The 24,553-nt window shown below is 63.6% G+C and carries 16 protein-coding genes; 9 read left to right on the top strand and 7 right to left on the bottom strand.

Annotated elements, in window-relative coordinates:
* Positions 1-36: 36 nt before the first annotated feature.
* The 5 genes from ACOYYX_RS17140 to ACOYYX_RS17120 all read right to left on the bottom strand — a co-directional run bounded on the left by ACOYYX_RS17140 (position 37) and on the right by ACOYYX_RS17120 (position 5,126).
* A complete protein-coding gene (locus tag ACOYYX_RS17140; RefSeq protein WP_422931132.1) occupies positions 37-936 on the bottom strand; it encodes a DUF1289 domain-containing protein in 900 nt (299 codons plus the stop codon).
* A gap of 176 nt (positions 937-1,112) precedes the next feature.
* Positions 1,113-1,385, bottom strand: coding sequence for an H-X9-DG-CTERM domain-containing protein (locus ACOYYX_RS17135; protein WP_422931631.1), 273 nt, complete (start codon positions 1,383-1,385; stop codon positions 1,113-1,115).
* A gap of 380 nt (positions 1,386-1,765) precedes the next feature.
* The gene (locus ACOYYX_RS17130; protein ID WP_422931131.1) at positions 1,766-2,431 is read right to left on the bottom strand and encodes an HAD family hydrolase; all 666 of its coding nucleotides are present in this window, start codon (positions 2,429-2,431) and stop codon (positions 1,766-1,768) included.
* A 297-nt stretch (positions 2,432-2,728) separates the two neighbouring features.
* A complete protein-coding gene (locus ACOYYX_RS17125; RefSeq protein ID WP_422931130.1) occupies positions 2,729-3,304 on the bottom strand; it encodes a hypothetical protein in 576 nt (191 codons plus the stop codon).
* A 514-nt stretch (positions 3,305-3,818) separates the two neighbouring features.
* Positions 3,819-5,126: a hypothetical protein gene (locus ACOYYX_RS17120; RefSeq protein WP_422931129.1), complete on the bottom strand. Its 1,308-nt coding sequence runs from the start codon at positions 5,124-5,126 to the stop codon at positions 3,819-3,821.
* A gap of 530 nt (positions 5,127-5,656) precedes the next feature.
* On the opposite strand from ACOYYX_RS17120, the gene ACOYYX_RS17115 reads away from it, so the two are divergent.
* From ACOYYX_RS17115 to ACOYYX_RS17090, 6 genes are all read left to right on the top strand, one after another.
* The gene (locus tag ACOYYX_RS17115; protein WP_422931128.1) at positions 5,657-6,967 is read left to right on the top strand and encodes a homoserine dehydrogenase; all 1,311 of its coding nucleotides are present in this window, start codon (positions 5,657-5,659) and stop codon (positions 6,965-6,967) included.
* A gap of 157 nt (positions 6,968-7,124) precedes the next feature.
* Positions 7,125-8,333, top strand: coding sequence for a cofactor-independent phosphoglycerate mutase (locus ACOYYX_RS17110; RefSeq protein WP_422931127.1), 1,209 nt, complete (start codon positions 7,125-7,127; stop codon positions 8,331-8,333).
* Positions 8,334-8,434: 101 nt separating this feature from the next.
* On the top strand, positions 8,435-10,234 hold the full coding sequence (locus ACOYYX_RS17105) for an aspartate kinase (protein WP_422931126.1): 1,800 nt from the start codon (positions 8,435-8,437) through the stop codon (positions 10,232-10,234).
* Positions 10,235-10,512: 278 nt separating this feature from the next.
* Positions 10,513-11,763: a tetratricopeptide repeat protein gene (locus ACOYYX_RS17100; protein ID WP_422931125.1), complete on the top strand. Its 1,251-nt coding sequence runs from the start codon at positions 10,513-10,515 to the stop codon at positions 11,761-11,763.
* A gap of 256 nt (positions 11,764-12,019) precedes the next feature.
* Positions 12,020-12,757 (top strand): hypothetical protein, encoded by a 738-nt coding sequence (locus ACOYYX_RS17095; protein ID WP_422931124.1) that lies wholly within the window; start codon positions 12,020-12,022, stop codon positions 12,755-12,757.
* 161 nt (positions 12,758-12,918) lie between these two features.
* Positions 12,919-13,830, top strand: a complete 912-nt coding sequence (locus ACOYYX_RS17090) for a CAP domain-containing protein (protein WP_422931123.1) — start codon at positions 12,919-12,921, stop codon at positions 13,828-13,830.
* A gap of 155 nt (positions 13,831-13,985) precedes the next feature.
* On the opposite strand, the gene ACOYYX_RS17085 is transcribed toward ACOYYX_RS17090, so the two are convergent.
* Positions 13,986-14,633 carry a hypothetical protein gene (locus ACOYYX_RS17085; RefSeq protein WP_422931122.1) on the bottom strand — a complete coding sequence of 216 codons (648 nt, stop codon included), beginning with the start codon at positions 14,631-14,633 and terminating at the stop codon, positions 13,986-13,988.
* Positions 14,634-14,971: 338 nt separating this feature from the next.
* Between ACOYYX_RS17085 and rsfS the strand changes: the two genes are divergently transcribed.
* The 3 genes from rsfS to ACOYYX_RS17070 all read left to right on the top strand — a co-directional run bounded on the left by rsfS (position 14,972) and on the right by ACOYYX_RS17070 (position 19,285).
* On the top strand, positions 14,972-15,580 hold the full coding sequence (gene rsfS, locus ACOYYX_RS17080; protein ID WP_422931121.1) for a ribosome silencing factor: 609 nt from the start codon (positions 14,972-14,974) through the stop codon (positions 15,578-15,580).
* Positions 15,581-15,592: 12 nt separating this feature from the next.
* Positions 15,593-17,311 carry an arginine--tRNA ligase gene (argS, locus tag ACOYYX_RS17075; RefSeq protein ID WP_422931120.1) on the top strand — a complete coding sequence of 573 codons (1,719 nt, stop codon included), beginning with the start codon at positions 15,593-15,595 and terminating at the stop codon, positions 17,309-17,311.
* 135 nt (positions 17,312-17,446) lie between these two features.
* Positions 17,447-19,285, top strand: a complete 1,839-nt coding sequence (locus ACOYYX_RS17070; RefSeq protein WP_422931119.1) for a cytochrome c peroxidase — start codon at positions 17,447-17,449, stop codon at positions 19,283-19,285.
* 63 nt (positions 19,286-19,348) lie between these two features.
* Here ACOYYX_RS17070 and ACOYYX_RS17065 read toward each other — a convergent pair whose 3' ends face one another.
* Positions 19,349-24,370 (bottom strand): C39 family peptidase, encoded by a 5,022-nt coding sequence (locus ACOYYX_RS17065; protein ID WP_422931118.1) that lies wholly within the window; start codon positions 24,368-24,370, stop codon positions 19,349-19,351.
* Between the last annotated feature and the right edge of the window lie 183 nt (positions 24,371-24,553).

Raw genomic sequence — 24,553 nt, 5'->3', positions numbered from 1 at the left:
AGGCCGTCTATGGAATGAATCTGCAAGGACGGCGATTCATTCGGCGTCGAGGTTGAACCCAACTGAGGGATGGAAAACCGCCGCCGACCTCAGGCTTATGGGTAGGTCGATGCCGCGTGACAGCTCGCATTTTGAGGCTGAGTCGGGCGGGAAATGGTCTGTGAAAGGTCGAGCGGGAAAACGAACGCCGAGAGCAAGGATTGGTGTGAAGCTTTCGAAGCGTCCGATTGACGTCAGTAGAATGCGGTGCGATTCGCGCCAAACCTCGGAGCCGAGTTCGGAGAGAAGCCTGGGCCAGGGCCATCCATTCCGGTTCTCGAGAGCATCAATGAGCGATGACTTAACCGTGCGAATGCAGGAATGAGTCGAGTTTGATCCGAAGCCGAGGTCGTAAAGCTTTGCCATTCGATCGAGAGGCCGGATCGCGTCCCGATCCGGCCCGAGCGACGTGAGGACATGATTCGCCAGGACTTCTGATCGATGGCGAGGCAAGGCAAAGGTCAGGTTCTGGATTGCTGTTCGATCCGTGTCGCTGAAGGCCAAGACTCGGATGTCTTCAGGGAGAACGAGTCGGATGGCTCCGCGATGGGTCAGGGCGGTCACACGATCACCATCGACCTGGAGTTCGGCGCGATCTTCGGGCCCGATGTAGAATTCTCCGTTGGCTTCGTTGTTGCCAATGAGCCAGGTGCCGGCGCATGGCTGCATCGTGCTTACGACGAATGCAAGAATCCTATCATGACTCCAGCCGAGTCGATGGAACCCGAGATTTAAGCGATCGCGACGTTGCGGGAGTTGGGCCCAGATTCGTTCATGGCTCGCCCGATCGGCCGTACCCCAGGCCTTGATCTCCGAGATGGTGCGGGCGCATCCCAGGCAGAAGCCCGACGCTTCGTCGATCCGGCACACGCCGGTGCAAGGGCTGGGGATCGACATAACGGTTCCTCTTTGAAGCATGAGATGCTACCACTCGGCGAAGTCTCGTCTTCAATCAGCCTCGCAAGGAGCCATCATCGACGCCAGGCGTTGCAATCGTCGGAGGGGAGATCCATGCGTCTGATTTCAGCCAGGGGCAACGGTTGGGAATCGTCGCAAGTGTTCACGCATGCGGCTTAATTGCCTGACACGCTTCCGTCGATGATCTCCCCCCTTGCGCGAGAGGAACACCGCAAGATCCTGGGATTGATGCTCTCCTTGAGGTAGCGAATGGACCCATCGAGGAACAGGAAGTGGAAGCCGCCGGTGTGGTAGCTGGCGAATTCATGGCCGTAGTCGCAGCCTAGCTTGCCGATGACCTGGCAGGACTGCCAGGGGGTCGAACTGGTGGGGCGGTACCGCGCGTTGATCGGGGCGCTCTGGTCGAGGAAATCTTGTGGCCGGCCCAGAGCCCGAGGAGGGGCTCGGGGGTCTCGCCAGTGACGATCGTGTTGCTCGGACCGTCGGTGACGTTGACAAAGCTGACGTTCTATTCGGAGACGCTCATGACGATACCTCGACCATAACCTGATTTGTCTCCCTGGTCTGCATAGTTATTTTGACAATTCGATGCGGGATAGCAACGCAAGGCCCTCTCGCCCCAATTTCCGGCGTAGTCGCTCCGCCAGAGGACAGGAACGCACATTCCGCCACCATGGCCGCCGCGTGGCAAGACGCCATCGACGTAATGGTAATTGAGGATATCCAATCCGATCTGCTTCCAAGGTCCTAAGGAACGAAATCACATCGAATCTGCGAAGTATGAGCGTGCGCTGCGAATGCCGCGATCTCATCGTTGCGCTATGGGGGAGTCTACATAGTTCGCGAGGAGATCGGCCGGGTCCCGATAGATGACGATGCAGCCCGCGTCGCGCAGTTCTTGCTCGGGGGATCCGCCGCAGAGCACGCCGATGATGCGGATGCCCGCCTTGGTGGCGGCTTCGGCGTCGTGCGGGGTATCGCCGAGGATGATCAGGGCGTCCTTCGGGAGGCCCAGCTTTTCGGCGGCGGCCTCGAAGATGTCGGGATGGGGCTTGGACCTCTCGGCGTCGTCGGAGGAGGTCTCGACGTCCGTCAGGCCCTGGATCTCGGCGATCTTCGTATAGGTCTCGAGTTCGTCGGCCTTGGCCGAGGATGCGAGGGCGATCTTCTTGCCATCGGCCCTGATACGCTCAAAGAGTTCGCGAACGCGTGGGAAGGGACGGACCTGGGACAGGTATTCGCGCTTGAAGAGGTCCGCGCGTTCCTTCTCGATTTCTTCGCCCTGCGCATCGACGACGTGCTTCGGAAGGAGGGACGGCATCAGTTGATCCCCACCCTTGCCGATCTGCCGGCGCACATCTTCTATCGGCAGGTCGAAGCCGAAATGTTTGAGGGTTTTCTGCCAGGCTTCGGCATGAAGGTCGACGGAGTCGAGGATTGTCCCGTCGATGTCGAAGATGACTGCCTTGACCATGGTGGCTCCTTCGGTCGGATGGAGATGCCCGCAATGACTCGTCAGATGAAGAGTCGAGTTGCAGATGGCGTTCCCAGGACGAAGGCTGGTCGAAGCTTTGCCGCTTTTCGCGGGAGAGTGGAAGCGATCTCAAGCAGGGTGGCCGTTCCTGCATGGTTGCTGGAAATGAAGCACTCGGCCCGCGTCGATGACGTCGGGCCGAGTCATGGTAGCGGTTGGGGCGGGTTGGGTGCGGGAGTGCCCCGCGCTGAGCGCTCGATTTCCCCAACCTTAACGATTGGCGGAACGCGGAGCGGTTCAGACAAGGCGACGGCGCCAGTGGCGTACGCCCAACCCGGCCACGATCATGCCGCAGAGGGCCAGGGTCGTCGGCTCGGGGACGGGAGTGTAGTTGACGTAGGCGTAGAAGGGCGAAGGGCCAGTCGCGCTGATCGTCTGCGGGCTCAAGACCTGGAAGTCCGAGAGCGGGAAGGGCAGCGGGTTGCCGCCGACCTGGGTGATTGAGGAGACCGAGGCCTGCATGGTCGAGGACGAAGTCCCGGTGATCGTCCCGTTGATCGTCCCGTTGATCTCGAGCTGTGACTGGGTCGCGCCCGAGCCGAAGAAGACGTCGATCGTGTACGGCGTGTGGTCGTAGGTCAGGGTGATCGAGTCGGGCATGTTGAGGGCGGAATTGAAGCCGCCGAGGTTGATCGAACCTGGCATGTAGAATGAGCTGTTGGCCGAGGTCCAGGAGATCGGGGAGCCCGGGTTCTTGCCGTCGATCGACCCATACGTGGTGTAGGTGACCGGGTTGGCCTGCGCGGAGCGAACTCCTGCTCCGCCGAAGGCCGCCAGCGCCAAAATGAGGCCGAGGAATCCAATCCGTTTCAAGGCCGTACTCCTTAAATTTGCAAGTAATCCAAGTAGGATCGGCAATAGGTGATGCAACTGTCGCTAATTGTCGGCGATCGATCCTCGACGCCCTTAGCGAATTGCCGCAGGACCGTCAGATCCTGCAAAATCACGACGACTGCGACTCATCAGTACCCTTGGCTAACCTCGCCAAGGGCCAGGACCATGCGCCGGTCGAACTCCATTGTCGACAGTTTCGGGCGCGAAATCGCATCGAACAAGCGGATTCGCGAAAGTTTCGCAGATAGTGGGATATTGATGGGGCGTGCGCGGGCATGTCAACACTCGAGGGCTTTTTCGAATCCCTTGACGTGTGGAGCTGGCAACCCGGATCAGGCTATTTTCGGCAGGCAAGAACCTTGATTCTGTAAGACTTCGTTAATCAGGTCGGCTTGTGCGATCGTGAGATTTTGCGGAGCCGGAAAAGTCGCTCCAGACCGAAACTCGCGGCGAGGATTCTGCCCTACCAGCGGCAGACGAGCAATCTCCGGTCTCAAGGTTTGACTGATGGAGCAAGGGGAGGCGCGGTAGCGGGGATGGGGGCGTCCGGTTGATTGATCGAGGGTTCGTCCGGCTTGGAGGCGACTGCCGTGAACTGCCCGTAAAAGCTGGCCCAGTCCTCGTACGGTAACACCCCGAGGTCGCGGTAGAGGGCGATGCGTTCGGCGTGGAAGTTGGTCCATAGCGATACGAGCTGGTTCCGGATCTCGAAGATCTTCAGGGAATGCTCCCAGATCTTCATGACATCCTTGCCGAGCTTACCCGGGCTCGGGTTACCGGGCTCGTTCGGAGGGGCGATCTCCTGTTCGAAGGCGTCCTGGAGCATTCGAGCGGCCATGACCGTCCGTCGGCGTTCCAGGGCGTAGTCGATCCGCAATTCGACGAGGTGTCGCAGCCGTCGTCGGACGCGAAGTTCGATGGCGTCGTCGTCCTCTTCGCCGAGCTTGTTCTTGAGCGCGATCCTGGTCGCCAGGGCGAGGACTTCCTCGAGTTGATCCGGGGCGCGTTCCATCTCGTCGAGGATTGAGCGACCCTCGACCACGACCTCGCCGATGGAGGGGAGCTTCTGCGCCAGTGTCGCGAGGCCTTCGAGCTGGCGGTTCGGATCGATGAACCAGCGGTTGAGCGCTTCGAAGGACTCGTGGAACGGCTCCAGTGGGACGAGGTCCAGGATCAAAGGGGAATGAGTCGAGAGCCCCAGCGAGACCTTGAAAGCGTCGAGCCTGTCGCGATAGTCCGCAATGAGGTGCGCCTGACGGCGCCTCGCTTCATGGTTCAACTCGTCGAAGTGGTCGAGCTCGGCTTTACCCAGGCCGGAAGATTCGCCCAGGATCAATTCTTTGAGGAGCGTCTCCCAGCGGTCGAGATAGGCTTGATTCCAGTGCGCGTTCTCGATCGAGAGGAGGCGAGCCTGGAGATCGAGCAAGTCGGCAGAGGGGTCGCGGAACGAGGCGTTGGTCAGGAAATCGTTCTCGAACTTCGCGAAGACGTCAGCCTCATGATTTCGAGCCGCTTCGGCGACACGTTCGTCATCGAGCCTTTCGACCCGGAGGGGCTTTGCTTCTCGAGAGCGGATGAGAGCCAGCCGATAGGCGGCCTGCCAGTTCAGGACCGGGGGCATGGCATTGGCCGGCAGCCCGGAAACCTTTGACTGATTGAGCGGCTCCGCGCGGAGGCTGAAGAAGACCTTCAAGCCATCGGGGCCAGGTCCGTTTGCATCCGGAGGAGTCTGCCCGAATCCCGCTTTAGCAACAAGCAGCGTTAAGCCAAGGAATAGCAGCCGAAGGGATAGGGGATGCATGGGACGAACTCCCGACCGGGAAGAATGGCTCGACCTTCACACGTTGATGTTGGCTGGTGGGCAAGTCGGAGTCAACCTGCAGGTATTTTGATAAGGTGAATTGAAAGGCCCGGTCGGATTGAATCGGCGATGGACTCTACGACGTGAGCTGGACAATTCTTGCCACCTGATTCCTGACCCGGGATTAAGGCGAAGGCTCAGCTCAAACGCATGTGGCTAAGGCCAATGACTTTGCCGAAGGATCCGTTTAATAGCCACTCCGTAGGGACCCACTCGTTTGTCACTTCTTGAAAGGCCTTCCAGGCAACTAGTCGCAGTTTGAGAGGGATTCTGGCCACATCGCTTTGCAGGGCGACGACTTCGAGTGGATGGAAGCCTCGAAAGGGAGTGGCAAGGTCGGGTCTTGGGGCGAGATGTCGAGTCGCATGACAGGTCTTCACCTTGTCGCCGGGAGGGCTCGACGATAACTTAGTTATCTCTTGTCGGCCAAGGCGTTACGGTTTCGCGCTCTGGGAATGAATGAGTACGGGATGGAACGTATCGGCGTCGGTATTCTGGGGTTGGGGACGGTAGGTTCCGGAGTGGCGCGGATCCTGACGGAGCAGGGGGATCGCATCTCCCGCAGGGCCGGGCGTGACATCGACCTGAAGTGGGCCGTCGTGCGCGACCGCTCCAAGGCCCGATCGGTGGAACTTCCCGAGGCGAGGATCATCACCGACCCGCATCGGGTCGTGCAGGATCCCGACGTCCAAGTCATCATCGAGACGCTCGGCGGCATCGAGCCTGCGCGGGGTCTCATCCTCGAGGCCTTGGCCTCGGGCAAGGACATCGTCACGGCGAACAAGGCCCTACTGGCCGAGCATGGCCGCGAGATCTTCTCCCAGGCGAGGCGTTACGGCCGGGCCGTGGCCTTCGAGGGGAGCGTCGGGGGCGGGATCCCAATCATCCAGGCCCTCGGGGTCGGTCTGGCGGCGAATCAGGTCCAGGGCCTCGCGGCCATCGTCAACGGGACGTGCAACTTCATCCTGTCGTCGATGACCAGCGACGGCCTCCCGTATTTGACCGCGCTGAAGCAGGCCCAGGAACTGGGCTATGCCGAGGCCGACCCTACGCTCGACGTCGATGGCACCGACACCGCACACAAGCTCGCGATCCTGGTCCAACTCGCGTTCGGGGTGAATATCGACACCTCGCAGATTCCCCGCGAAGGCATCGACCGGCTCCAACTCGCCGACCTCAAGTATGCGGCGGAGCTCGGTTACACGATCAAGCTGCTGGCGCTTGCCAAGCTCTCGGAGTCTGGGCTGGAGCTGCGAGTTGCGCCGACGCTCGTGAAGCGCGGGACCCAGCTCGCCGAGGTGAAGGGGCCGTACAACGCGATCCGGGTGGTCGGCGACGCCGTGGGCGACACCCTCTTCTACGGCAGGGGCGCGGGCATGATGCCGACGGCCTCGGCGGTCGTCGGCGACTTGATCGATGTGATCGTCGGTCGAGCCGCTTTGACTTCCAGGGCGCTCGACCTCTGGTCCGACTCGAGCCCGAGCCCGCGACTGACCCCGGCGACCAAGGTGAAGAGCCGGTACTACCTCCGGTTCACGATCGCCGACCGGCCGGGCGTGATCGCCGCGCTCGCCCACATCCTGGGCGAACGCTCGATCAGCATCGCCAGCGTGATCCAGCACGACCCCGGCGACGACGCCCCCGAAGATAGCCCGGTGCCGTTGGTGATCATGACGCACATGGCCATCGAGGCGGACATGAAGAATGCGCTCGCCGCGATCGACCAGCTCGACGTCGTGAGTGCCCCGAGCATCTGCCTCGGTGTCGAGGAGATGAGCTAAGCCGGGAGCGTCCCGCCCTCAACCTGAGAGGGTGGTCGGATCGACCTCCTTGGCTTCGGCGTGATTTCAGGCGAGAATCCGACTTCTGAACGGCACGCGAGGGATCTCCCCCTCTGAGGTGCCGGAGTGACGCAAGCATCGATCGAGAGTGGTGGCCATGGCGACGAAATATGCGATCGTGATCCCCGACGGTGCGGCCGACGAACCCCAGGCGTCCCTGGGCGGTAAGACGCCGCTCCAGGCTGCTCGGATTCCCGAGATGGACCGCATTGCCCGCGAAGGGGTGCTCGGCAGGTCGCGGAACGTCCCCGATCGCTTCGTCCCGGCGAGCGACGTCGCCACCCTGAGCCTCTTCGGCTACGACCCCGTCCTCTACTACACGGGGCGGGCCCCGCTCGAAGCCGTGGCGATGGGGCACGCCCTCGGACCCGACGACTGGGCGATCCGTTGCAACCTGATGACGATCCGCGATGGCCGGCTCACCGACTTCACCGCCGGGCACATCACCAGCGAGGAAGGCACCCCGCTGATGCAGGCCCTCGACGCGAAGGTCGGGCGGCCGAACGTCTCATTCTTCCCGGGCGTCAGTTACCGAAACCTGATGATCTATCGCGGTGCCCCCGGCGAGACTCCGTTCGATAGCGAGACCCTGACGACTCCTCCTCACGATCAGCCCGACCAGCCGGCCGTCGATTACCTGCCCAAGGGGCGTGGCTCGGAACTCCTCCGCGAGCTGATGGTGGAGGGGACGGCGGTCGTCCGCGACCATGAGGTGAACCAGAAGCGGCTCGCCCTGGGCAAGTCGCCGGCCAATGCCATTTGGCTTTGGGGGCAGGGGAAGGCCCCGTCGCTGCCGAAGTTTAAAGATATGCACGGGCTCAAGGGGGCGATCATCTCGGCCGTCGACCTCGTCCGCGGCGTGGGGATGCTCGCCGGCTGGGAGCGAATCGACGTCCCCGGCGCAACGGGATACCTCGACACCGACTACGCCGCGAAGGGGCGATACGGCATCGAGGCCCTCCGCGACCACGACATCGTCTGCGTCCACGTGGAGGCCCCCGACGAGGCCAGCCACGAAGGGCGGGCCGACGCGAAGGTCGAGGCCCTCGAGCGGATGGATTCGGAGATTGTCGGCCCACTGCGGCGGGAGCTCGAGAAATACGGCGACTACCGGATTCTGATCTCTCCCGACCACGCCACGCTTCTGCGGACCAAGGCCCACGACCGCGACTGGGTCGCCTGGGCGATGGCCGGGACGGGGCTCGCGGGCTCGGGTCGCCCCTATGACGAGGCCTCCGCACGCGAGGCGGGCGGGCCCTCGCTCGAGCAAGGTTTCGAGTTGATGAAATTGTTCCTGGGATCGTGACGCATCGTGCGACACGCGCGACGATTGGCGTGACGCCGGCGCCCGACTCGGCGGTTTGAGTGAGATTCCGAATGCCCTGACGCAGGGCGGAGCCAAGCCAAGTGTCTCTCCTGGTCCAGAAATTCGGCGGCACGAGCGTCGCCGATGCCGAAAAAATCCTCGCCGCCGCCCGCCGCGCCATCCAGGCCCATCAGCGCGGGCAGCAGGTCCTGGTCGTCGTCTCCGCACGCGGCCACACCACCGACGAACTCGTCGAGATGGCCAAGGAAATCACGGCTTACCCGCCCGCCCGCGAGATGGACATGCTCCTCTCCACCGGCGAGCAGATCAGCGTCGCGCTCATGGCCATGGCAATCCAGGCCCTCGGCGTCCCGGCGATCAGCTTCACGGGGGCCCAGATTGGCCTGGTGACCGACAGCTTCCACACCAAGGCCCGGATCCGGAACATCTCGACCGACCGCATGGTCCAGGCCCTCGGCGAAGGCAAGATCGTCATCGTCGCTGGCTTCCAGGGGATCGACGAGAACTACAACATCACGACCCTCGGCCGCGGCGGCTCCGACACGACGGCCGTCGCCCTGGCCGCGGTCCTCGGCGCCGACGCCTGCGAGATCTACACGGACGTCGATGGGGTCTATACGACCGACCCTCGCGTCGTCCCCGAGGCCCGCAAGATCGACCGCATCAGCTACGACGAAATGCTCGAGCTCGCCAGCCTCGGCGCTGGCGTGATGCACTCGCGCTCGATCGAGTTCGCCAAGAAGTACGATGTGCCGATCCACGTCCGCAGCTCGTTCTCAGACGCGCCCGGGACCTGGATCGTCGCCGAGGCCGACGCCAAGCGGCTCGGCGTGACGGTGACGGGTGCAGCTCTCGCCAAGGACGAGGCCCGGATCACGATCCTGGGGGCTCCCGACCGCCCCGGCATCGTGCATTCGCTCTTTCACACGATTGCCGCGAATAACATCGTCGTCGACATGATCGTCCAGAACGTGGCCACCGAAGGGACGACGGAGGTGAGCTTCACCGTCGCCACCGGCGACCTGGCCGAGACGATTCTCGCCGCCGAGGCCGCCGCCAAGGCCATCGGTGCCCAGGCCGTCACGCACAAGGCCGAGGTGGCCAAGGTCTCCGTCGTCGGCCTCGGGATGAGGACGCACACCGGCGTCGCCACGATGATGTTCGAAGCCCTCGCGCTCGAGGGCATCAACATCGAGATGATCACGACCAGCGAAATCAAGATCAGCGTCCTCGTCGACCGCCCCATCGCGGCCGAGGCGCTCCGGGCCGTCCACCGGGCGTTCGGGCTCGAAGGCTGGGAGAACTCGGTCGAGGCCCCGTTCACGCTCGAGAAGAGCCGTGTCCGCACCAAACGGCTCACCGCCGACGCGGTGAACGGCTCGTCGGCCACCCCGTCGACACCCCCGCCGGGCATGGAAGAGCTGGTGATCTCGGGCGTCGAACTCGACGAAAGCCAGGGCCGTGTCACCCTCTTCGACGTCCCCGACCAGCCTGGTTATGCGGGCAGGGTCTTCAGGAAGATCGCCGAGGCCGGGATCTTCGTCGACATGATCGTCCAGAACATCAGCACTTCGGGCAAGACGCACCTCTCGTTCACGGTGCCGTCGGGCTCGGCCGAGCGTGCGGCCGAAGTCGCCAAGGGTGAGGGACCGGGCAAGGTCTCACTTGAGCCGAAGATTGCCAAGTTGTCCGTTTTGGGCGTCGGGATGCGCACTCACACCGGGGTCGCCACCCGGATGTTCGGCGCCCTGGCGGCCAAGGGGATCAACATCGCCCTGATCAACACCAGCGAGGTCAGGATCAACGTCGCCACCGATAGCTCCCGGGGACGAGAGGCCCTCCAGTGTTTACGCGAGACATTCGCGTTGCCCGAGGAATGAGATTCGCTAAAGTCTTGGCGGGGGCGATGCTGGCTCCCGCCATGCTGGACGGAAACTCGGACAGATGATGACTTTTTGGCTCGAGTCTCACCCTCCCTTGACCGCACCCGGAACGTCCGTTTACAAGTGATTGGCGTGAGGGGCGCGACGACGATCCACGATCGTCGCGATCTCGCCCCGGCGCCGATTCGTTGAGGACGTCACGTTCGAGCACAGGGAGGCTCGCTCGGTTCTTGACCGAAAGGGCGGACCGCTTGAATCCAGGTGTCGGAGGATCTGTGGCCGAGGCGAGAGAGCACGAATCGCTGACCGAGGCTCGCAGGCGCGTCACGCAGCGACGGCAGGCGGTCGGCGAACGACATCCCGACTACGCCACGTCGTTGAACCAACTGGCCTTGCTACTCCTGATGCACGGCGAACCCGAAGAGGCCGAAGGTCTTCTCCGGGAATCCCTCTCCGTTCGCCTGGACGCGCTGGGGGAGCGACACCCCGACTACGCCACGAACCTGAGCAGCCTCGGCGGCCTCCTGTGGGCCCGCGGCGACCTCGACGCCGCCGAGCCGATGCTGAGGCAGGCCTTGCGGATTCGCGAAGAGGTGCTTGGCGAAGGGCATTCCAAGACCGTCGCAAGCCGGCAGAGCCTGGGACAGCTCGTCTTCGCCCGCCAGGAACGCGACAAGGTCAACCTCGCGACCACAAGGCCCGTCGACCCAGCCCATCCTCCCCTGGCAATGCCGGCAAGGCCAACGCCTGTTCCCGCACCCGAGCCGGTGTTCGAAGCTCTGGTGAGTCGGCCGGCCCCCGTGGCATCGGCCAGGCCGCCGCAAAAGGCCAGGCCTGCCGCACCGGTAGCTCCTGCCGTGGTGGAAGCAACGCGGCCAGCCTCGATCAGCTCCGCCCACGACCGGGCCTCGCTGGTGATCCGGATCAAAACACTCTCGACCGATTTCTCCAGGGTGAGCGACCGCCTGGCGAACGAGGTCGAACGCTGGAAGGCGGGCGGAGTGCCCCCGTCCGAGGCCCTGATCCTCGACCTCAACACCTGCGGGCGTGAGTTCGCCGCCCTGCGTGAGGAAACCTTGCGACTGGCCGAGCGGGTCGGGCTCCCGACCCGGGGGAAGTCGCTGGGGAGCCTGCGCGAGATCGAGTCGCTCTTTCGCGAGATCGGCGAGGCCGAGAGCCGTCGAGAGCAGATCAACGCGGTCCGCGACCGTGCCCTAGGGATCCTCGACCGGGTCCTTTCGCTCAGGCATCCCGACCTGGCGGAGTTCCCGCCTCTCGAGGGCTGTAAGACCGGCGCGAAGGACCTCCGCGACAGGATCGCGAGCGCGGATCCGCTCGATTTGCCCGAAGAAGCGACGCAACTCGCGGAGGGGGATCATCCCTTCTACCGGCTGCTCGCCCTCGTCGACGGCACCGAGAGCCTGAGCGACGACCTCTGGGCGAGTTCGCTCGAGATGGTCGAAAACGTGTTCGGCAAGCCGCTCTCGGTCGCAGTTGCGCGAGCCAAGGTTGTCATGCCGTCCTAAGCTTAGGCCAGCCTGCAGCCTCGCCGATCCCTAGCGATCTTCAGGGCCACTAACGCATGAGGCGACGCGAGTGGTTCTAGTGACCGCTCAATCTTCATCCAGGTGTGGATGAGAGGTTGGTCGCGACCTCCCCTCGACGGGCGTGAGACAGGGATGTCGGGGCTTTCTCCGAGGCGGTCCGACCAGGATCGCCGGGAACTGATCAGGCCATCCATTCGTCAACAGCTCGAATCCCGGGCGACCGGAGTAGACATCCATGACTCAGACCAGGTGCAGCGAGTTCGCCCAGGAACTCGCCACGATGTCGGACCAGTTCTCTGATTTGGGCGAGCGTCTGCTCACCGCAGCCCGACAGCTCCACTCGCCGGGATCGCCCCCGCTGGAATCCCTGATCAACGACCTCTCGGCCTCCCGTCAAGGGTTCAACGAGTTCCGTGACCGGATCCGCGACCATGCCCAGCACCTGGGCCTTGAGATCCCCTCGCACGACTCGCTCGAAACATTGCAGAGCCTCTCCACACTCATCGACGAGGCCACTGAGGTCGAGATCGGCCGGGTTCGCGGTGAGGAGATTCGTCGCAGGGCGCTCTCCGTGCTCGATCGGGCGACCTGCCTGGTCCATCGCTCCTCGTCGGAGTTTGCGCCGCTGAACGAATGCGTGGATAGGGCGCGGCAATTGCGACAAAGGATCGCCGAGTCTGATTGGTCGCAACTCCCCGAAGAGGCCGAGTCGCTGGGCGACGGCGATCATCCGTTAGCCCACCTGCTCATCCTCGTCGAGAACCGCGACGACCTGAACGACGACCACTGGGCGTTGCTTCATGACTCCGTCGGTAACTCGTATGGCAAGCCGCTTGCGGCGGCCGCAGCGCGATCCAAGCTCGACGTCTCGGGCGATGCCCCGCCGCTCCCTGACGACATCGTCGGCGCCGCCCTCGGCGATCGGGGCGGTTTTCGGAGGAACTTGGGCTCGGCGACACCGAGTTCCTATTGATAGCTCGGGAGATCTCCCGACTCTTAGGAGGTCGGTCGGCTTCCCTCTGGCAGGGGAGCCGGCCCCGAGTCGGTCGGTTAGACTCATTGAGATTACGACACGTCATGTTCTCAGGGAGTGATCGCGATATCTACGGAGGGCCAGCGAACGGGAGGTGATTGATGCAAGTCGGTCGATTGGTCGGCTGGAGCGTGGTTGTCCTGGTTTCGATCGTCTCAGGGGGATGGGCCCAGGAGCCGGAGGCCAAATCCGACGCACCACCGCCGGCCCCCAACGTGGCGGATGTCGCCGCCCTCGTCGAGGCCCACAACCGCGAGCGTGCCAAAGATCAACTCCCCTTCTTGAAGTCCGATCCCAAGCTCGAATCCGCGGCGCTCGTCCAAGCTCGCGACATGGCCGAGCACAACAAGATGACGCACGAAGGGAGCGATGGCTCCACGGCGGCCCAGCGCATCGAGCGTGCGAACTTCCACTACCGAGGTGCCGCCGAGAATGTCGCGGCGGGCCAACGCGACGTCGACGAGGTCATGCAGGCCTGGCTCGATAGCCCGCCGCACAAGAAGAATATCCTCGGCGACTTCACCGAGATCGGCGTCGCCTGCGTCAAGGCGAAGGATGGGAAGCCTTACTGGTGCGTCGACTTCGGCAAGTCGTGGCCGGTCCTCGACCCGAAGGCCGCCGAGGCGGCGGTCCTCGATGGATTCAACGAGGCTCGAGCCAAGGCCGAGAAACCTCGAGCTAAGCTCAAGTTTGAGTCTCGGCTCAAGGCGGCCGCAGAGCATCACGCTCAGGCCGTCGCCAGCCTCGGCGAGTACAGTGCGAAGGACAAAGAGGGCAAGACGCCTTTCCAGAGGCTCGAGGAGTCCGGATACCAATTCCGTCGAATCGGGCAACTCGTCTCGGTGGGGCAGCCGACTCCGGAAGATGCGCTAAAAGCCTGGCTCGAGGACGAGAAGAACCGCGAGACGATCCTCGGCGACTACACCGAGGTCGGGATCGGGTACGCCGCCAGCGAAAAGGAGATCCCATTCTGGGTCATCCTGATCGCAAAGCCATTCGACTCGTCGAGGTAGGCGATTCAGGAAGGGCGATTTGAGGAAATAAACTGAGCCATGGGCGATTCACATGAGTCGCCCATGGCTCAGTCCTTTTACCTGTAACGTGGTGAACTTGCCATTCGACGAGGCTCAATCCCCCAGTCCAAGTCTTTATTGTATATGACCTTAAGTTAGCGAGGTGCGAGTTCCAGCTTCGGTTCCGATTCAAGTTCCTTGACCGTCTCGACGGGAGGCGGAATCTGTTCACCGGGAGCTGCCTCGAGGGGAGGCTCGGCCGCGGCCTCGTTCCCTGCACCTTGTTGATCGAGTGCCTGCGAGATCTTCTTCCAGCGCGCCAGGGCCGATTCGACCTTGGCAAGGCGCTCCTTCAACTCCTTAGCTTCCTCGCTGAGCTTCTCGATCGCCGTATTGGCCTCGGTCCGATTGCGTTCAATGAAGGAATCCACGGCCTGGAGGGGATCTTCGCTGGCAGCTTTTGGGGGAGCAACTGGCTCGGCAGCAGGGGGAGATTGCGAATTCGTCGATGGCGGGTCAAAGGGAGAAGCTGCCGGAGCGTCCGGAGGACGCACCGGGTCGGTTGGAGCCGGTGTTTCAGCAGGTGAAGTCGGAGGAAGGCCGATCGGGTCGGAAGGTGGCGTGGGAGGTAATACTTCGCTGGGAGGTGTGGCAGCCTTCTCTTGTTCGGCTACCGCATATCCTACTTGCACAACGCGACCAGGGGTCTCGTGAGTGACATCTCGACCTCGCAGACTCAAGAGGGCAAAGCCGCCCCCGAAAGCTGTGACCATCAGGGCAACAGTCATAATCGGACGGCGCATCGCTTTGGCTCCTCAGTATTGTCGAAGATCGAGCCGCTTCCCGCGGACGATTGTCAGTTACTCTATCAGACGAGTACGAATATGACAGCCCCGGGATCGAATGCTTTCGATCCAGATGTTTCCGGAGTCATGGCGAGCCCGGCGGTCGTCGCAAGTCTCTAATCAGTTCTGCAATAGTCAGTGCGCTCGCATGACGGTAAACTCGTTGGATGCGGCTCCCGAACCTGGGGAAGGGCGATCCTGTCTTCCACTCCGCACACGAGGCACCCGTCCTGTGAGCTTGAATTGCGGCGGGTAAGGGACCGTGCTGCTTTCCCTGCCACCCGGACGAGTTTCTGATGACCGAGACCAACGAATCGACCCCACAAGTGCCCGACCCAGAGACTCCGGTCGTCGCCACGCCGAAGCCCGCTCGCCCCAGCCATCTCGTTCAGGACGAGGTTCCGTTCAATGCCGTCGCGCGCAGCCGCCCAGATCGGGTCGAAAAGGCCCTCGAGCATGCGAGGATCTGCGCCCGGATCGCCGACGATAACCGAGCGAAGGACATCCACATCCTCGACTTGAGGCAGGCCACACCCCTCGTCGACTTCTTCGTCATCGCCACGGCGGCCTCGAGGAGGCAGAGCCACGCGATCGCGAGCGAGATCGACCAGGAGATGAAGAAGATCCAGGAGCACAAACTCGGGATGGAAGGTTCCGAGGAAGGGCGCTGGGTCCTGATCGACTACGGCGATTTCGTCGTCCACATCTTCTCGGGCGAGGCCCGCACGTACTATTCTCTCGAAGAAATCTGGGGCGATGCTCCCCGGCTCGACTGGCAGGATCCCGACCGCGTCCGACCTGCTCCCAGGGGTGTGGCGGAGTCGGAGGCTGAAGAACCTGCCGATTTCGATGACGAGACGGATGCTGAGGACGAGCCGGACTCGGACCTCGAACCGAACGACTGACACTGGAAAGCCATGAACGTTCTCGAACGACTTCGCCAATCCTTCGCCGCCGCAACGCCCGAAGGAGGCGACCCGGCTGCGTTCGCGTCGGCCGTACGCCCCAGCACGGATGCCAAGTTCGGCGACTACCAGGCCAATGGTTGCATGGCCCTGGCCAAGGCCCAGAAGAAGAACCCGCGCGAGGTGGCCTCCGAGGTCGCCGAGCGCGTGGATCTTCTCCCCCTGGCCGGCAAGCCGGATGTCGCCGGCCCGGGCTTCCTGAACGTTCGACTCGAAGATCCCTGGATCGTCGACCAGTTGAGAGACCTGCTCAACGATGCGACGCTAGGCGTTGCCCCGGCCAAGCAGCCCAAGACGGTCGTCGTCGACTTCTCGTCCCCCAACGTCGCCAAACCGATGCACGTCGGGCACATCCGCTCGACCGTGATCGGCGACAGCCTCTCGCGCATCCTCGCCGCCCTTGGCCATAAGGTGATTAAAGACAATCACCTGGGCGACTGGGGGGCTCAGTTCGGTATGATCCTCTGGGGTTGGAAGAACCACCGGGACGAAGCGAACTACGCCACCGACGCGGTCGGCGAACTGGCTCGCCTCTATCGGTTGACCAACGCCAAAATCACAGCGAAGGAACCGGGCGTCGAGGACGCGGCGCGGGCCGAAACCGCCAAGCTGCATGCCGATGATCCCGAAAACGTCGCTCTCTGGCATCAGTTCATGCCCGAGTGCCTCTCAGCCCTGACCGCCATCTACGATCGGCTTGGCGTGACCTTCGACGTCCAGCTTGGCGAGAGCTTCTACAATCCGATGCTGGCCGAAGTGGTCCAGGACCTCGAGTCCAAGGGGCTCTCGGAACAAAGCGAGGGCGCCACGGTCGTCTTCATCGATCGCGAAAAGGCGCCATTCATCGTTCGCAAGAAGGACGGGGCGTACAATTACGCCACGACCGATCTCGCAACGATCCAGTATCGCGAAGAGACCTGGCAGCCCGATCAGGTGCTTTACGTCGTCGACTCTCGTCAGGGCGATCATTTCAAACAGCTCTTCGCCGTCGCGAAACGCTGGGGATATGAGCGTGCCGACCTGCAGCATGTTGCATTCGGCACCATCCTCGGGGCGGATCGGAAGCCCTTGAAAACACGCGCCGGCGATAACGTCGGGCTCGAGTCGCTACTCGACGAAGGTATCGCGGAAGCCCTCAAGGTCGTTAAAGAAAATTCGCCCGACCTCGAGTCGGAGGAACACGTTCGTGTGGCCGAGGTCGTCGGCCTGGGGGCCATCAAGTACGCCGACCTCTCCCAGAACCGGCTTAGCGACTATGTCTTCGACTGGTCGAAAATGCTGGCCATGAACGGGAATACCGGCGCTTACCTCCAGTACGCCTACGCGCGGAGTCAGAGCATCTTCCGCAAGGGAGGTCTCACTCCCGAAGGCATTCGCGAGCAACGCCCGACGATCTTCATCACGAGTCCCGCCGAGCGTGCCCTGGGATTGCGTCTCCTGCGACTCTCGGAAACGCTCGAACTGGCAGCCTCGGAATTGAAGCCGAATATCCTGACGGACTACCTCTTCGACCTGGCGAACGCGTTCAGCACCTTCTTCGAGGAGTGTCCCGTCCTGAAGGCCGAGTCGACCGAACGTCGGGATAGCCGGCTGGCGCTTGTCGACCTCACCGGCAGGACCTTAAAATTCGGTCTCGGCCTGCTCGGGATCGACGTCATCGAACGGATGTAGCCCGAGACGCGGGAAGGCGACGGATTTCGGGGGACCGATTCTCAGGCGCGGAGCCGATCCCCTCATCCCGCCCAAGCCGCCTCGAATAATCCGATCCCCGCCCGAGTTGAACCTTCCTTGGCTGGAGCATTCCGCATGAGGGCTCGACCCCGCCTACGACTCGCGATCCTCCTGGCCGGTGGCGTCCTGGGACTGGCGACGATGGCCGTTCGCGGAGCCCCGGAGCCGACAGACGCCGAGCCGAATCGGTCGCCGATCGCCCTGGCACTCTCGAGCGACGGGACTCGGCTCCTGACCGCGAATCAGACCTCCGGCTCCGTCTCACTGGTCGATCCCAAAGCCGGCCGGGTCCTGGCCGAAGTGAAGACGGGAGACAAGCCTGCGGGCGTGGCGATCTCGCGCGATGGGCAACGCGGGCTTGTCTCGCATTGGTACGGGTACGACGTCGCCCTGCTCGAGATCAAGCCGGACACGCTCCGGGTGGTCGGCAGGATCGAGGTCGGTCCCGAGCCCCGAGGCGTGGCGATCTCGGCCGACGGCAAGGCGGGATATGTCGCGGTCGGTGTGAGCAATGAGGTCGTCCGCATCGACCTGGATGCGAACAAGGTCACCGGTCGGCTCGAAGTCGGCCGAGAGCCGCGAGGGCTGGCCATCACGCCAGACGGCTCGAGCCTCCTCATCGGCAACGCCCGATCTCAGTCCATGACGGTGGTCGCCGTCGGGCCCTGGAAGGTCGAGCGGACGATCCCCATCGACGGCGACAACCTCCGCCAGGTGGCGATCTCCGCCGACGGGAAGACGGGCTACGTCGCGAACATGAAGAACCGCCACTTCCCCACGACTCAGAACAACATCGACAACGGCTGGGTGCTCGGCCAGCGCCTCACGAGCGTGCCGATCGACGGTTCCGACACCTATTCCACGCTCTCCCTCGATCCGCGTGGCAAGGCCGCATCCGATGCCCATGGCGTCGCCGCAAGCCCGGACGGTCGCTATCTGGCGATCAGTTGCGGCGGCACGCATGAAGTGATGATCTTCCGAACCGATCTTCGCCGACTCCCCTGGCGCAACGGCGGTTCCCGCGACCTACTCGCGGTCGAACTCATCAACGACAGCACCCGATTCCGCCGCGTCCCGGTGGGCGGTCGGCCGACGGAGTTGACCTTCGATCCCAACGGCAAGAACCTTTACGTCGCCAACTACCTCGAGAACGCGGTGCAGGTCATCGACGCCGAGTCGGGGGACGTGGTCCGCACGATCGCGCTGGGTGGACCAAAGGAAGTCTCTCTGGCTCGTCGCGGCGAAATCCTGTTCCATGATGCCGAGCGGTCGTTCAACCAGTGGTATAGCTGCAACACCTGCCACAGCGATGGCCACACCAATGGCCTCGACTTCGACACGATGAACGATGGCAGCCACGACTTCAGCACGGCCCACCAGCGCAGCCGCAAGAAGGTCCCCACCCTCCGCGGCGTCACCCGCACTGGTCCCTGGACCTGGCACGGCTGGCAGAAGAGCCTCTCCGACGCCACCATCGAGTCGTTCACCAAGAGCATGCAGGGCCGACGACCCAAGTCGGACGAGGTCAATGCCCTCGTCGCTTACCTCGGCTCGCTCGACTTCCCCAAGAATCCCTACCGCGAATCCGATGGCGGCCTCTCCGCCGCCGCTGAACGTGGCCGGGCGATCTTCCAGGCCTCCAAGACCGCCTGCAACAACTGCCATGGCGGCCCCGAGTTCTCCGATGGCAAGATCCATATCGTCGGCCTCGAAGAACCCGACGACGCTTACCAGGGCTATAATCCGCCGTCGTTGCAGGGGGTCTACGACAAGGATCCCTACCTCCACGACGGCCGATCCAAAACCTTGCGAGAAACCCTCGTCGGCCCTCACAGCCCCGAGACCGTCAGCGGCGTCAAGAATCTGGACGATCACGAGGTCGACGACCTGATCGCCTACCTCAAGACCCTCTGATCCGATCGGATCGACGACGCCCGTCGCGGGATGCCATGCAAACCCCGACGGGCGCGATCCGACTCATCTCGACTTCCTCCGGGGAGTTTTCGCCCCGAAGTGCCTCCAGACGAACCCGCGGAAGCCGCCCTCCTGGTCGGCGGCGTGGGCAATCGCCCGGCGAACGGCATTCGAGACGGCCCCGTGGTCCTCGCTCGGGATCGTGTACCTGGCGCAAAGCTTGTTGATATGTTTCCAGGTCATCGCTCGCACCTGCAGATCACCGGCCTCGATGGCCTCGGCACGCTGAATGAGCAACGTCGTCAGGTCATGGAGGAATAGGTTCGTGACATCGAACGACTCAGTGTCGAATGCCTCAAGCCGCGCTGCCGCCCGATCCGCATGACCGTCGAGCACCTCGTCGAATGCCAGCCAGAGCGAATGGTAATGTGAGGAGTAGTCCGAAGGTAACTCGAGGGCCTTCTGGCTCATGAAGTTGGCGACGGCATCCAGGGTCTGGTTGCGCAGGGCGATCACGAGATTCATCAACATCCACGGCTGTAGACCTTCGCGATCGTCCCAGTCGCTCATCCATGCGATGGTCTCGTCGTACTTGTGGACCGACGTCAGGGCATAGCCGACTGTACCCCAGGCGTGCGTGTTCGCCCGAATGGCCTGCTCATATCGTCGAAGGCAGGCCAGGATGCGGCGCTCCCACTTCGCATTGCCGAGGAAATTCAGGTAAGCCGCGAGGATCTGGCCCCCCAGTTCTCCTCGGCCCGCGAGCGAATCGAGCCGTTTGGCCGTCTTCCAGTGTTTTCGCTCGGTCCAGTGCTCGACCCAGAATCGACCGACGAGCGGGTTGACGTCGGGCAAGTCGAGGGCCCCCGAGTAGACAGCTTCGGCGCCCTTGCTCCAACCCGCCTTCCGGAAGGCCTTATCGGCGGCCCTCAAGGGCCAATCGCCCTCGCTCAAGGTCGAGACGCAAAGTTGGGTCAGAGCCTCGGTGGCCACGGAGATCCTGTTTTGCTCCATCGCCAATCGAATCTCGCGGGCGAGGACGAAGTCGCCGCCCACGTGCTCCTTGAGCGCCTCGAGGACCGCCTCGGCCGCATCCCAGGCCTCGTCCTCCATCTCCAGGTCGAAGAGGTTCATCCCAGCGAAGCCGTAGGACGGATTCAGGTCGAAGGCCGCCCGAAAGCCGGCCTTGGCCCCCCGACGATCCCCGGTCTTGAGGCGGGCCTCGCCGATGTAGGCGTTCGCGACCGTATCATTGGGGGCCAGGCGGATGAGATTCTCGGCTGCTTGGAGATAGGCTTCTGGCGTGCTCGTGTCGCAGAGCCATTCGGAGAGCCTGAGCCATCCCCAATAATAGTCCGGATCCTGCTCGAGGACGCTCTGCATCTTCTCGATGGCCGAGGGGTAGTTCCCCCGACGGAACTCCACCCACGCGGCCCGGCCTCGGAGGAAGCAGGGAGGATCGCCATCCCAGGCCGGGGGATTGCACGCGGACTCGGCCTCGTCGAGCCGCCCGGCGTCCGCCAGGAGCTCGGCGCGGAGGTCGTACGCGGAGGCTCGGCGCGGCTCCAGGTCGATCACGCGCTGAAGTGCTTCCAGACGCTCGTCCCGGTCGGAGTCTGCCTCGAGGTTCTCGGCGAGCTTCATCCAGCTGCAAGAGTCCCCGCCCCGGATCTGTGTCAGCTCCCTCGCCAACTCGGCGACACTTTCGGGCTGGCCCATCTGATGAGACCAGCGCCGGAGGGCGGACCAGGCCCAGTCGTATTCGGGGTCGAGGCGGATCGCATGGCGGATCCGATCGAGGGCCGCTTTCCGGTCATTCAGGCTCCAGAGGGCATCCGCCAGGAAGCCATGATTGAGCGGATCGAGGGGCGCGTGAGCCAGTGATCGCTCGATCACCGCCTTCGATGTCTCGAAATCCTGCCTCGACTCATAAGCGGATGCCAACTGTCGCGCGGCCATGCCCCAGCCGGGCGAGATCCGGAGGCTGCGGTTCAGGGCCTCGATGACCTGATCGCCATCGCCGCGGGCCTCGTGGACGCTCGCCAGGTCGGCCCAGAGCACGGGGAGCAGGGGGAACCGCTCGACGGCTCGATTCGCAAGGTCGAGGGCCTCGTCAAGCTCCTTGCGTTCGAGGCGATGGCGGATCAAGGCCGCCCAGGCATGCCAGAGGTCGGGGCGGGCCTCCCAGGCCTTCTCGAGGGTGGCGAGGAGTTCGTCCGAGCTGAGAATGTTCCTGGCGTGTCGCGCGAACGCGATCAGGCCATCGCCGAAGATGACCTGGCGCCCCAACTCTTCCTCGATGAAACGGATCGCCTCGCGACGGCCATTCGGCGAGGCCTGGCCGTTGATGAGCCGGGCAATCGCCAGCTCATTGTCGACGGAGAGGCGGATCGCTTCGCGGAAGGCGGCGTCGGCCTCCGTGGTCCTGTTGGCGTAGGTGAGGACCTGGCCTCGGACTGAGGCGGCCGTCGAAGAGGACGGGTCGAGCTGGCGCGCGACCTCGACCTCGGCGAGGGCCTCCTCATAACGTCCCTGTTCCCCCAGGATCAGGGCGAGCTCCCGGCGCGTCCAGGCATTGGTCGGCCGGCTCGCCAACAGGCGCCGGGCCGCCTCTTCCGACTTGATCGGGCTCTCGTCTCGCAGTCGTTGGATTAAGGACTGGTGCAGGGCTACGTTGTGGGGGAATCGGTCGCAAGCCCGAGCCAGATGCTCGATGGCCGCGGCCTGGTTCTCGGTCTCGGCCAGAAGCCGGGCCATGTTCCGGTTCGCGTCCAGGGCGTCCGGTTCGATCTCGAGCACCTCGCGCCAAAGTTGTAGGGCCTCGATCCGTTTCCCTTGCCAGAGGAATAGAGTCGCCGCAGTCCTGAGCCAGGCGGCGCGTCGGCATTTGCCCTCGACCGAAGCCAGGCACGCTTCGGCGCGTTCGAACTCGCCCTGATTCCCGAGCGAATCGGCCAGGAAGAGTTGTAGGTCGCTGTCGTCGGGCCGGAGCGCCACCGCCTCGTCCAGGATGCGGAACCCTTCCGCCTCACGGTCGAGCTGCGACAGGGCCCAGTACAGAGTGCGAGCCGGATAGCTCGAGCGAGTGCCGAAGCGACGGAAGCGCTGGCGGAGCATCTCCAGGGTTTCCTGCTCGCGACGAAGATGACGTGCCGCCATGAAGTGGCTGCGAGCGAAGCCCTCGTTCTTGTCGTCGAGGGCCGTCGCGAAGCGGTACAGCTCCAGCGCCTCGTCGCGTTCCTGGCGGTTCCAGGCGAGCTCGGCGAGGATCGAATAGCTCGTCGCATCGAGCGGCCTGGCCCGCATTGCCTGGCGTACGAGTCGATAGACCCTGGCTCGCTCCCGGTCGTCGGGGAGCAATTCCTCGGCATACAGACGGCGGAAGTAGGGATCGCTCTTGGGGTCGTCGCAGAGCGTCTGCAAGATGCCCAGGCGCTCGTCCGTGCGGGCGAGCTCGCCGAGACAACCCAGCTGACTGAAGCGATAGTTCGTGTCCTCGGGGAAGAGGGCGATCAGGCCCTCGATGGCCGCGAGGTAAGCCGGGGTATCGGTGTCATAAGCGGCGATTTGGCGGGCCGCCTGGAACGTCAAGCGATGACCGGGGCACCGCTCGAGGAGCCGCTCATAGGCCGCGAAGGCTCGAATCCGGTCGTGCTTGAGGAGCTCGCACTGGACCTCGTGATGGAGGTCGTACAGGGTCGCATCGGGCAACTCGACGCCGTCGATGCGATCCGCCTGGGCCTTCGGGATGAGCAGCATCCCTCGAGGGCCGGATGATCGATAGCGTTCGAGGAAGGCGTCGGCGAACGCCTCGACCGAGTAAGGCTCGGTCGGATCCCGCACGATCAGCGTGCGTCGGCGCTCGTCGTAGCCGATCACCGCCTGGAGGTGGGCGCTGAGCGGGTCGACGGTCGTGAGAGTGAAGGGGATCTTCCGGTCGATGAGCGCGACGATAGAATCCCAGGTCACGGTGAATTCGCGGGCGAACCAGCCGTTGTCGCCGGCCCAGGTCCGCTCGCGATGATCCGGCGTGCCGTCATAGCAGATGGCCTCGGCCACCTCGTGCTGGTCGGCGGGAATTCCCCAGAATCTGCTGATTGCGGCGAGTGTCGCTGGGGCACAGGTGTGGTGATGCTGCCTGACGAAGCCGACGTCCAGGACGACTCGGCGCGTCGCATGGGCGTTCGCCTCGAGACGCTCGGCCAGGGCCTTGAAGAAGGGCTCGTCGGTCTCTTTCGCATAGCGGATTGTCGATTCGACGTCGCCGCAGCCGTAGGCGCAGTCGGACCGACGACCGGCGAGCCACTTGCGTCCATCGTCCTCCTGGAGCGGCGAGAGCTCCGCGCAGCGATCGTAGCTGCGACGTGCCTCCTCGAATCGATCGTTCTCGAACTGGAGCGCGCCGAGTTGCGCGAAGATCGCCGGGCTTTCGATCCGTTCGCCGGCCTCCATGAGCCGGTCGATGGCCTCGTGATCGCGATCAAGGAGCTGGAGGCAGTGGACGACCGACTGGACGGCCGGGCGATACCAGGGGCGCAAGGTCAGGGCATGCTCGGCGGCGGCGAGCGATTCCTCGTAGCGGTCTTCCATGCCCAGGAGCCGAGACCGTTCGAGGTGGATCCAGGCTGATCCAGGAGCGGTCGCCTCTGCCCGGTCCATCCAGGCCCATGCCCGATCGAAGTCGCGGAAGTAGCCAAGGACGATCCCGTGTAACGCGCTCCAGTCGGCCCGCGATGAGTCGGAGATCCCCTCGAAGGGCCCAGACCGTTTCAGGAATCGCCAGGTTGCGTATGGACCTTTTTTCCCCAGGATGGAGAGGGCCCGATAGAAGCAGGCGTCGAAATCGTTGCGACCCAGGCGCCAGGCGCGAGTGTGCAGGCGTTCGGCGAGCTTCGGTCCGCCCAGGTTCATGGCCAGGCGGCCGGCCAGGATGAGCGCGGGGGTCCCTTCCCAGGTCTCGAGCGGTCCCCAGGCCTTCGACTCCTCAAACGCCTGGAGGTAAAGCCCGCTCTCGTAGATCTCACGGATTCGGTCCAGGTCAGCCGGCGCGATCGTGATGCGGTCCCTCTCGGTGGTCGTCGACATCCGTCCTCCATCCCCTGCCCACGACCCAGTCGCGTCCCAATCGCCTCACGACTTCCATGGGCAATCACATCAAGCATCGATATGACGGTGAGACAAGACATCGTCACTTTCGGTTCACGAATGAGAGTGGCGTCGGATCCGAGCGAGACTTCGGCGCGCGGAGGAATCATCACGCCGAAGGGA

The organism is Singulisphaera chitinilytica, assembly GCF_049331405.1.
Lineage (GTDB): Bacteria > Planctomycetota > Planctomycetia > Isosphaerales > Isosphaeraceae > PoT.
This window is presented reverse-complemented; position numbering and strand designations above follow the sequence as displayed.

What these genes read in the sequence shown, in the direction of transcription:
- ACOYYX_RS17065 (WP_422931118.1), bottom strand. Translation starts at nt 24,370, where the DNA reads ATGTCGACGACCACCGAGAGGGACCGCATCACGATCGCGCCGGCTGAC.
- ACOYYX_RS17070 (WP_422931119.1), top strand. Translation starts at nt 17,447, where the DNA reads ATGAGGGCTCGACCCCGCCTACGACTCGCGATCCTCCTGGCCGGTGGC.
- ACOYYX_RS17140 (WP_422931132.1), bottom strand. Translation starts at nt 936, where the DNA reads ATGTCGATCCCCAGCCCTTGCACCGGCGTGTGCCGGATCGACGAAGCG.
- ACOYYX_RS17085 (WP_422931122.1), bottom strand. Translation starts at nt 14,633, where the DNA reads ATGCGCCGTCCGATTATGACTGTTGCCCTGATGGTCACAGCTTTCGGG.
- argS (WP_422931120.1), top strand. Translation starts at nt 15,593, where the DNA reads ATGAACGTTCTCGAACGACTTCGCCAATCCTTCGCCGCCGCAACGCCC.
- ACOYYX_RS17110 (WP_422931127.1), top strand. Translation starts at nt 7,125, where the DNA reads ATGGCGACGAAATATGCGATCGTGATCCCCGACGGTGCGGCCGACGAA.
- ACOYYX_RS17130 (WP_422931131.1), bottom strand. Translation starts at nt 2,431, where the DNA reads ATGGTCAAGGCAGTCATCTTCGACATCGACGGGACAATCCTCGACTCC.
- ACOYYX_RS17095 (WP_422931124.1), top strand. Translation starts at nt 12,020, where the DNA reads ATGACTCAGACCAGGTGCAGCGAGTTCGCCCAGGAACTCGCCACGATG.
- ACOYYX_RS17115 (WP_422931128.1), top strand. Translation starts at nt 5,657, where the DNA reads ATGGAACGTATCGGCGTCGGTATTCTGGGGTTGGGGACGGTAGGTTCC.
- ACOYYX_RS17120 (WP_422931129.1), bottom strand. Translation starts at nt 5,126, where the DNA reads ATGCATCCCCTATCCCTTCGGCTGCTATTCCTTGGCTTAACGCTGCTT.
- rsfS (WP_422931121.1), top strand. Translation starts at nt 14,972, where the DNA reads ATGACCGAGACCAACGAATCGACCCCACAAGTGCCCGACCCAGAGACT.
- ACOYYX_RS17090 (WP_422931123.1), top strand. Translation starts at nt 12,919, where the DNA reads ATGCAAGTCGGTCGATTGGTCGGCTGGAGCGTGGTTGTCCTGGTTTCG.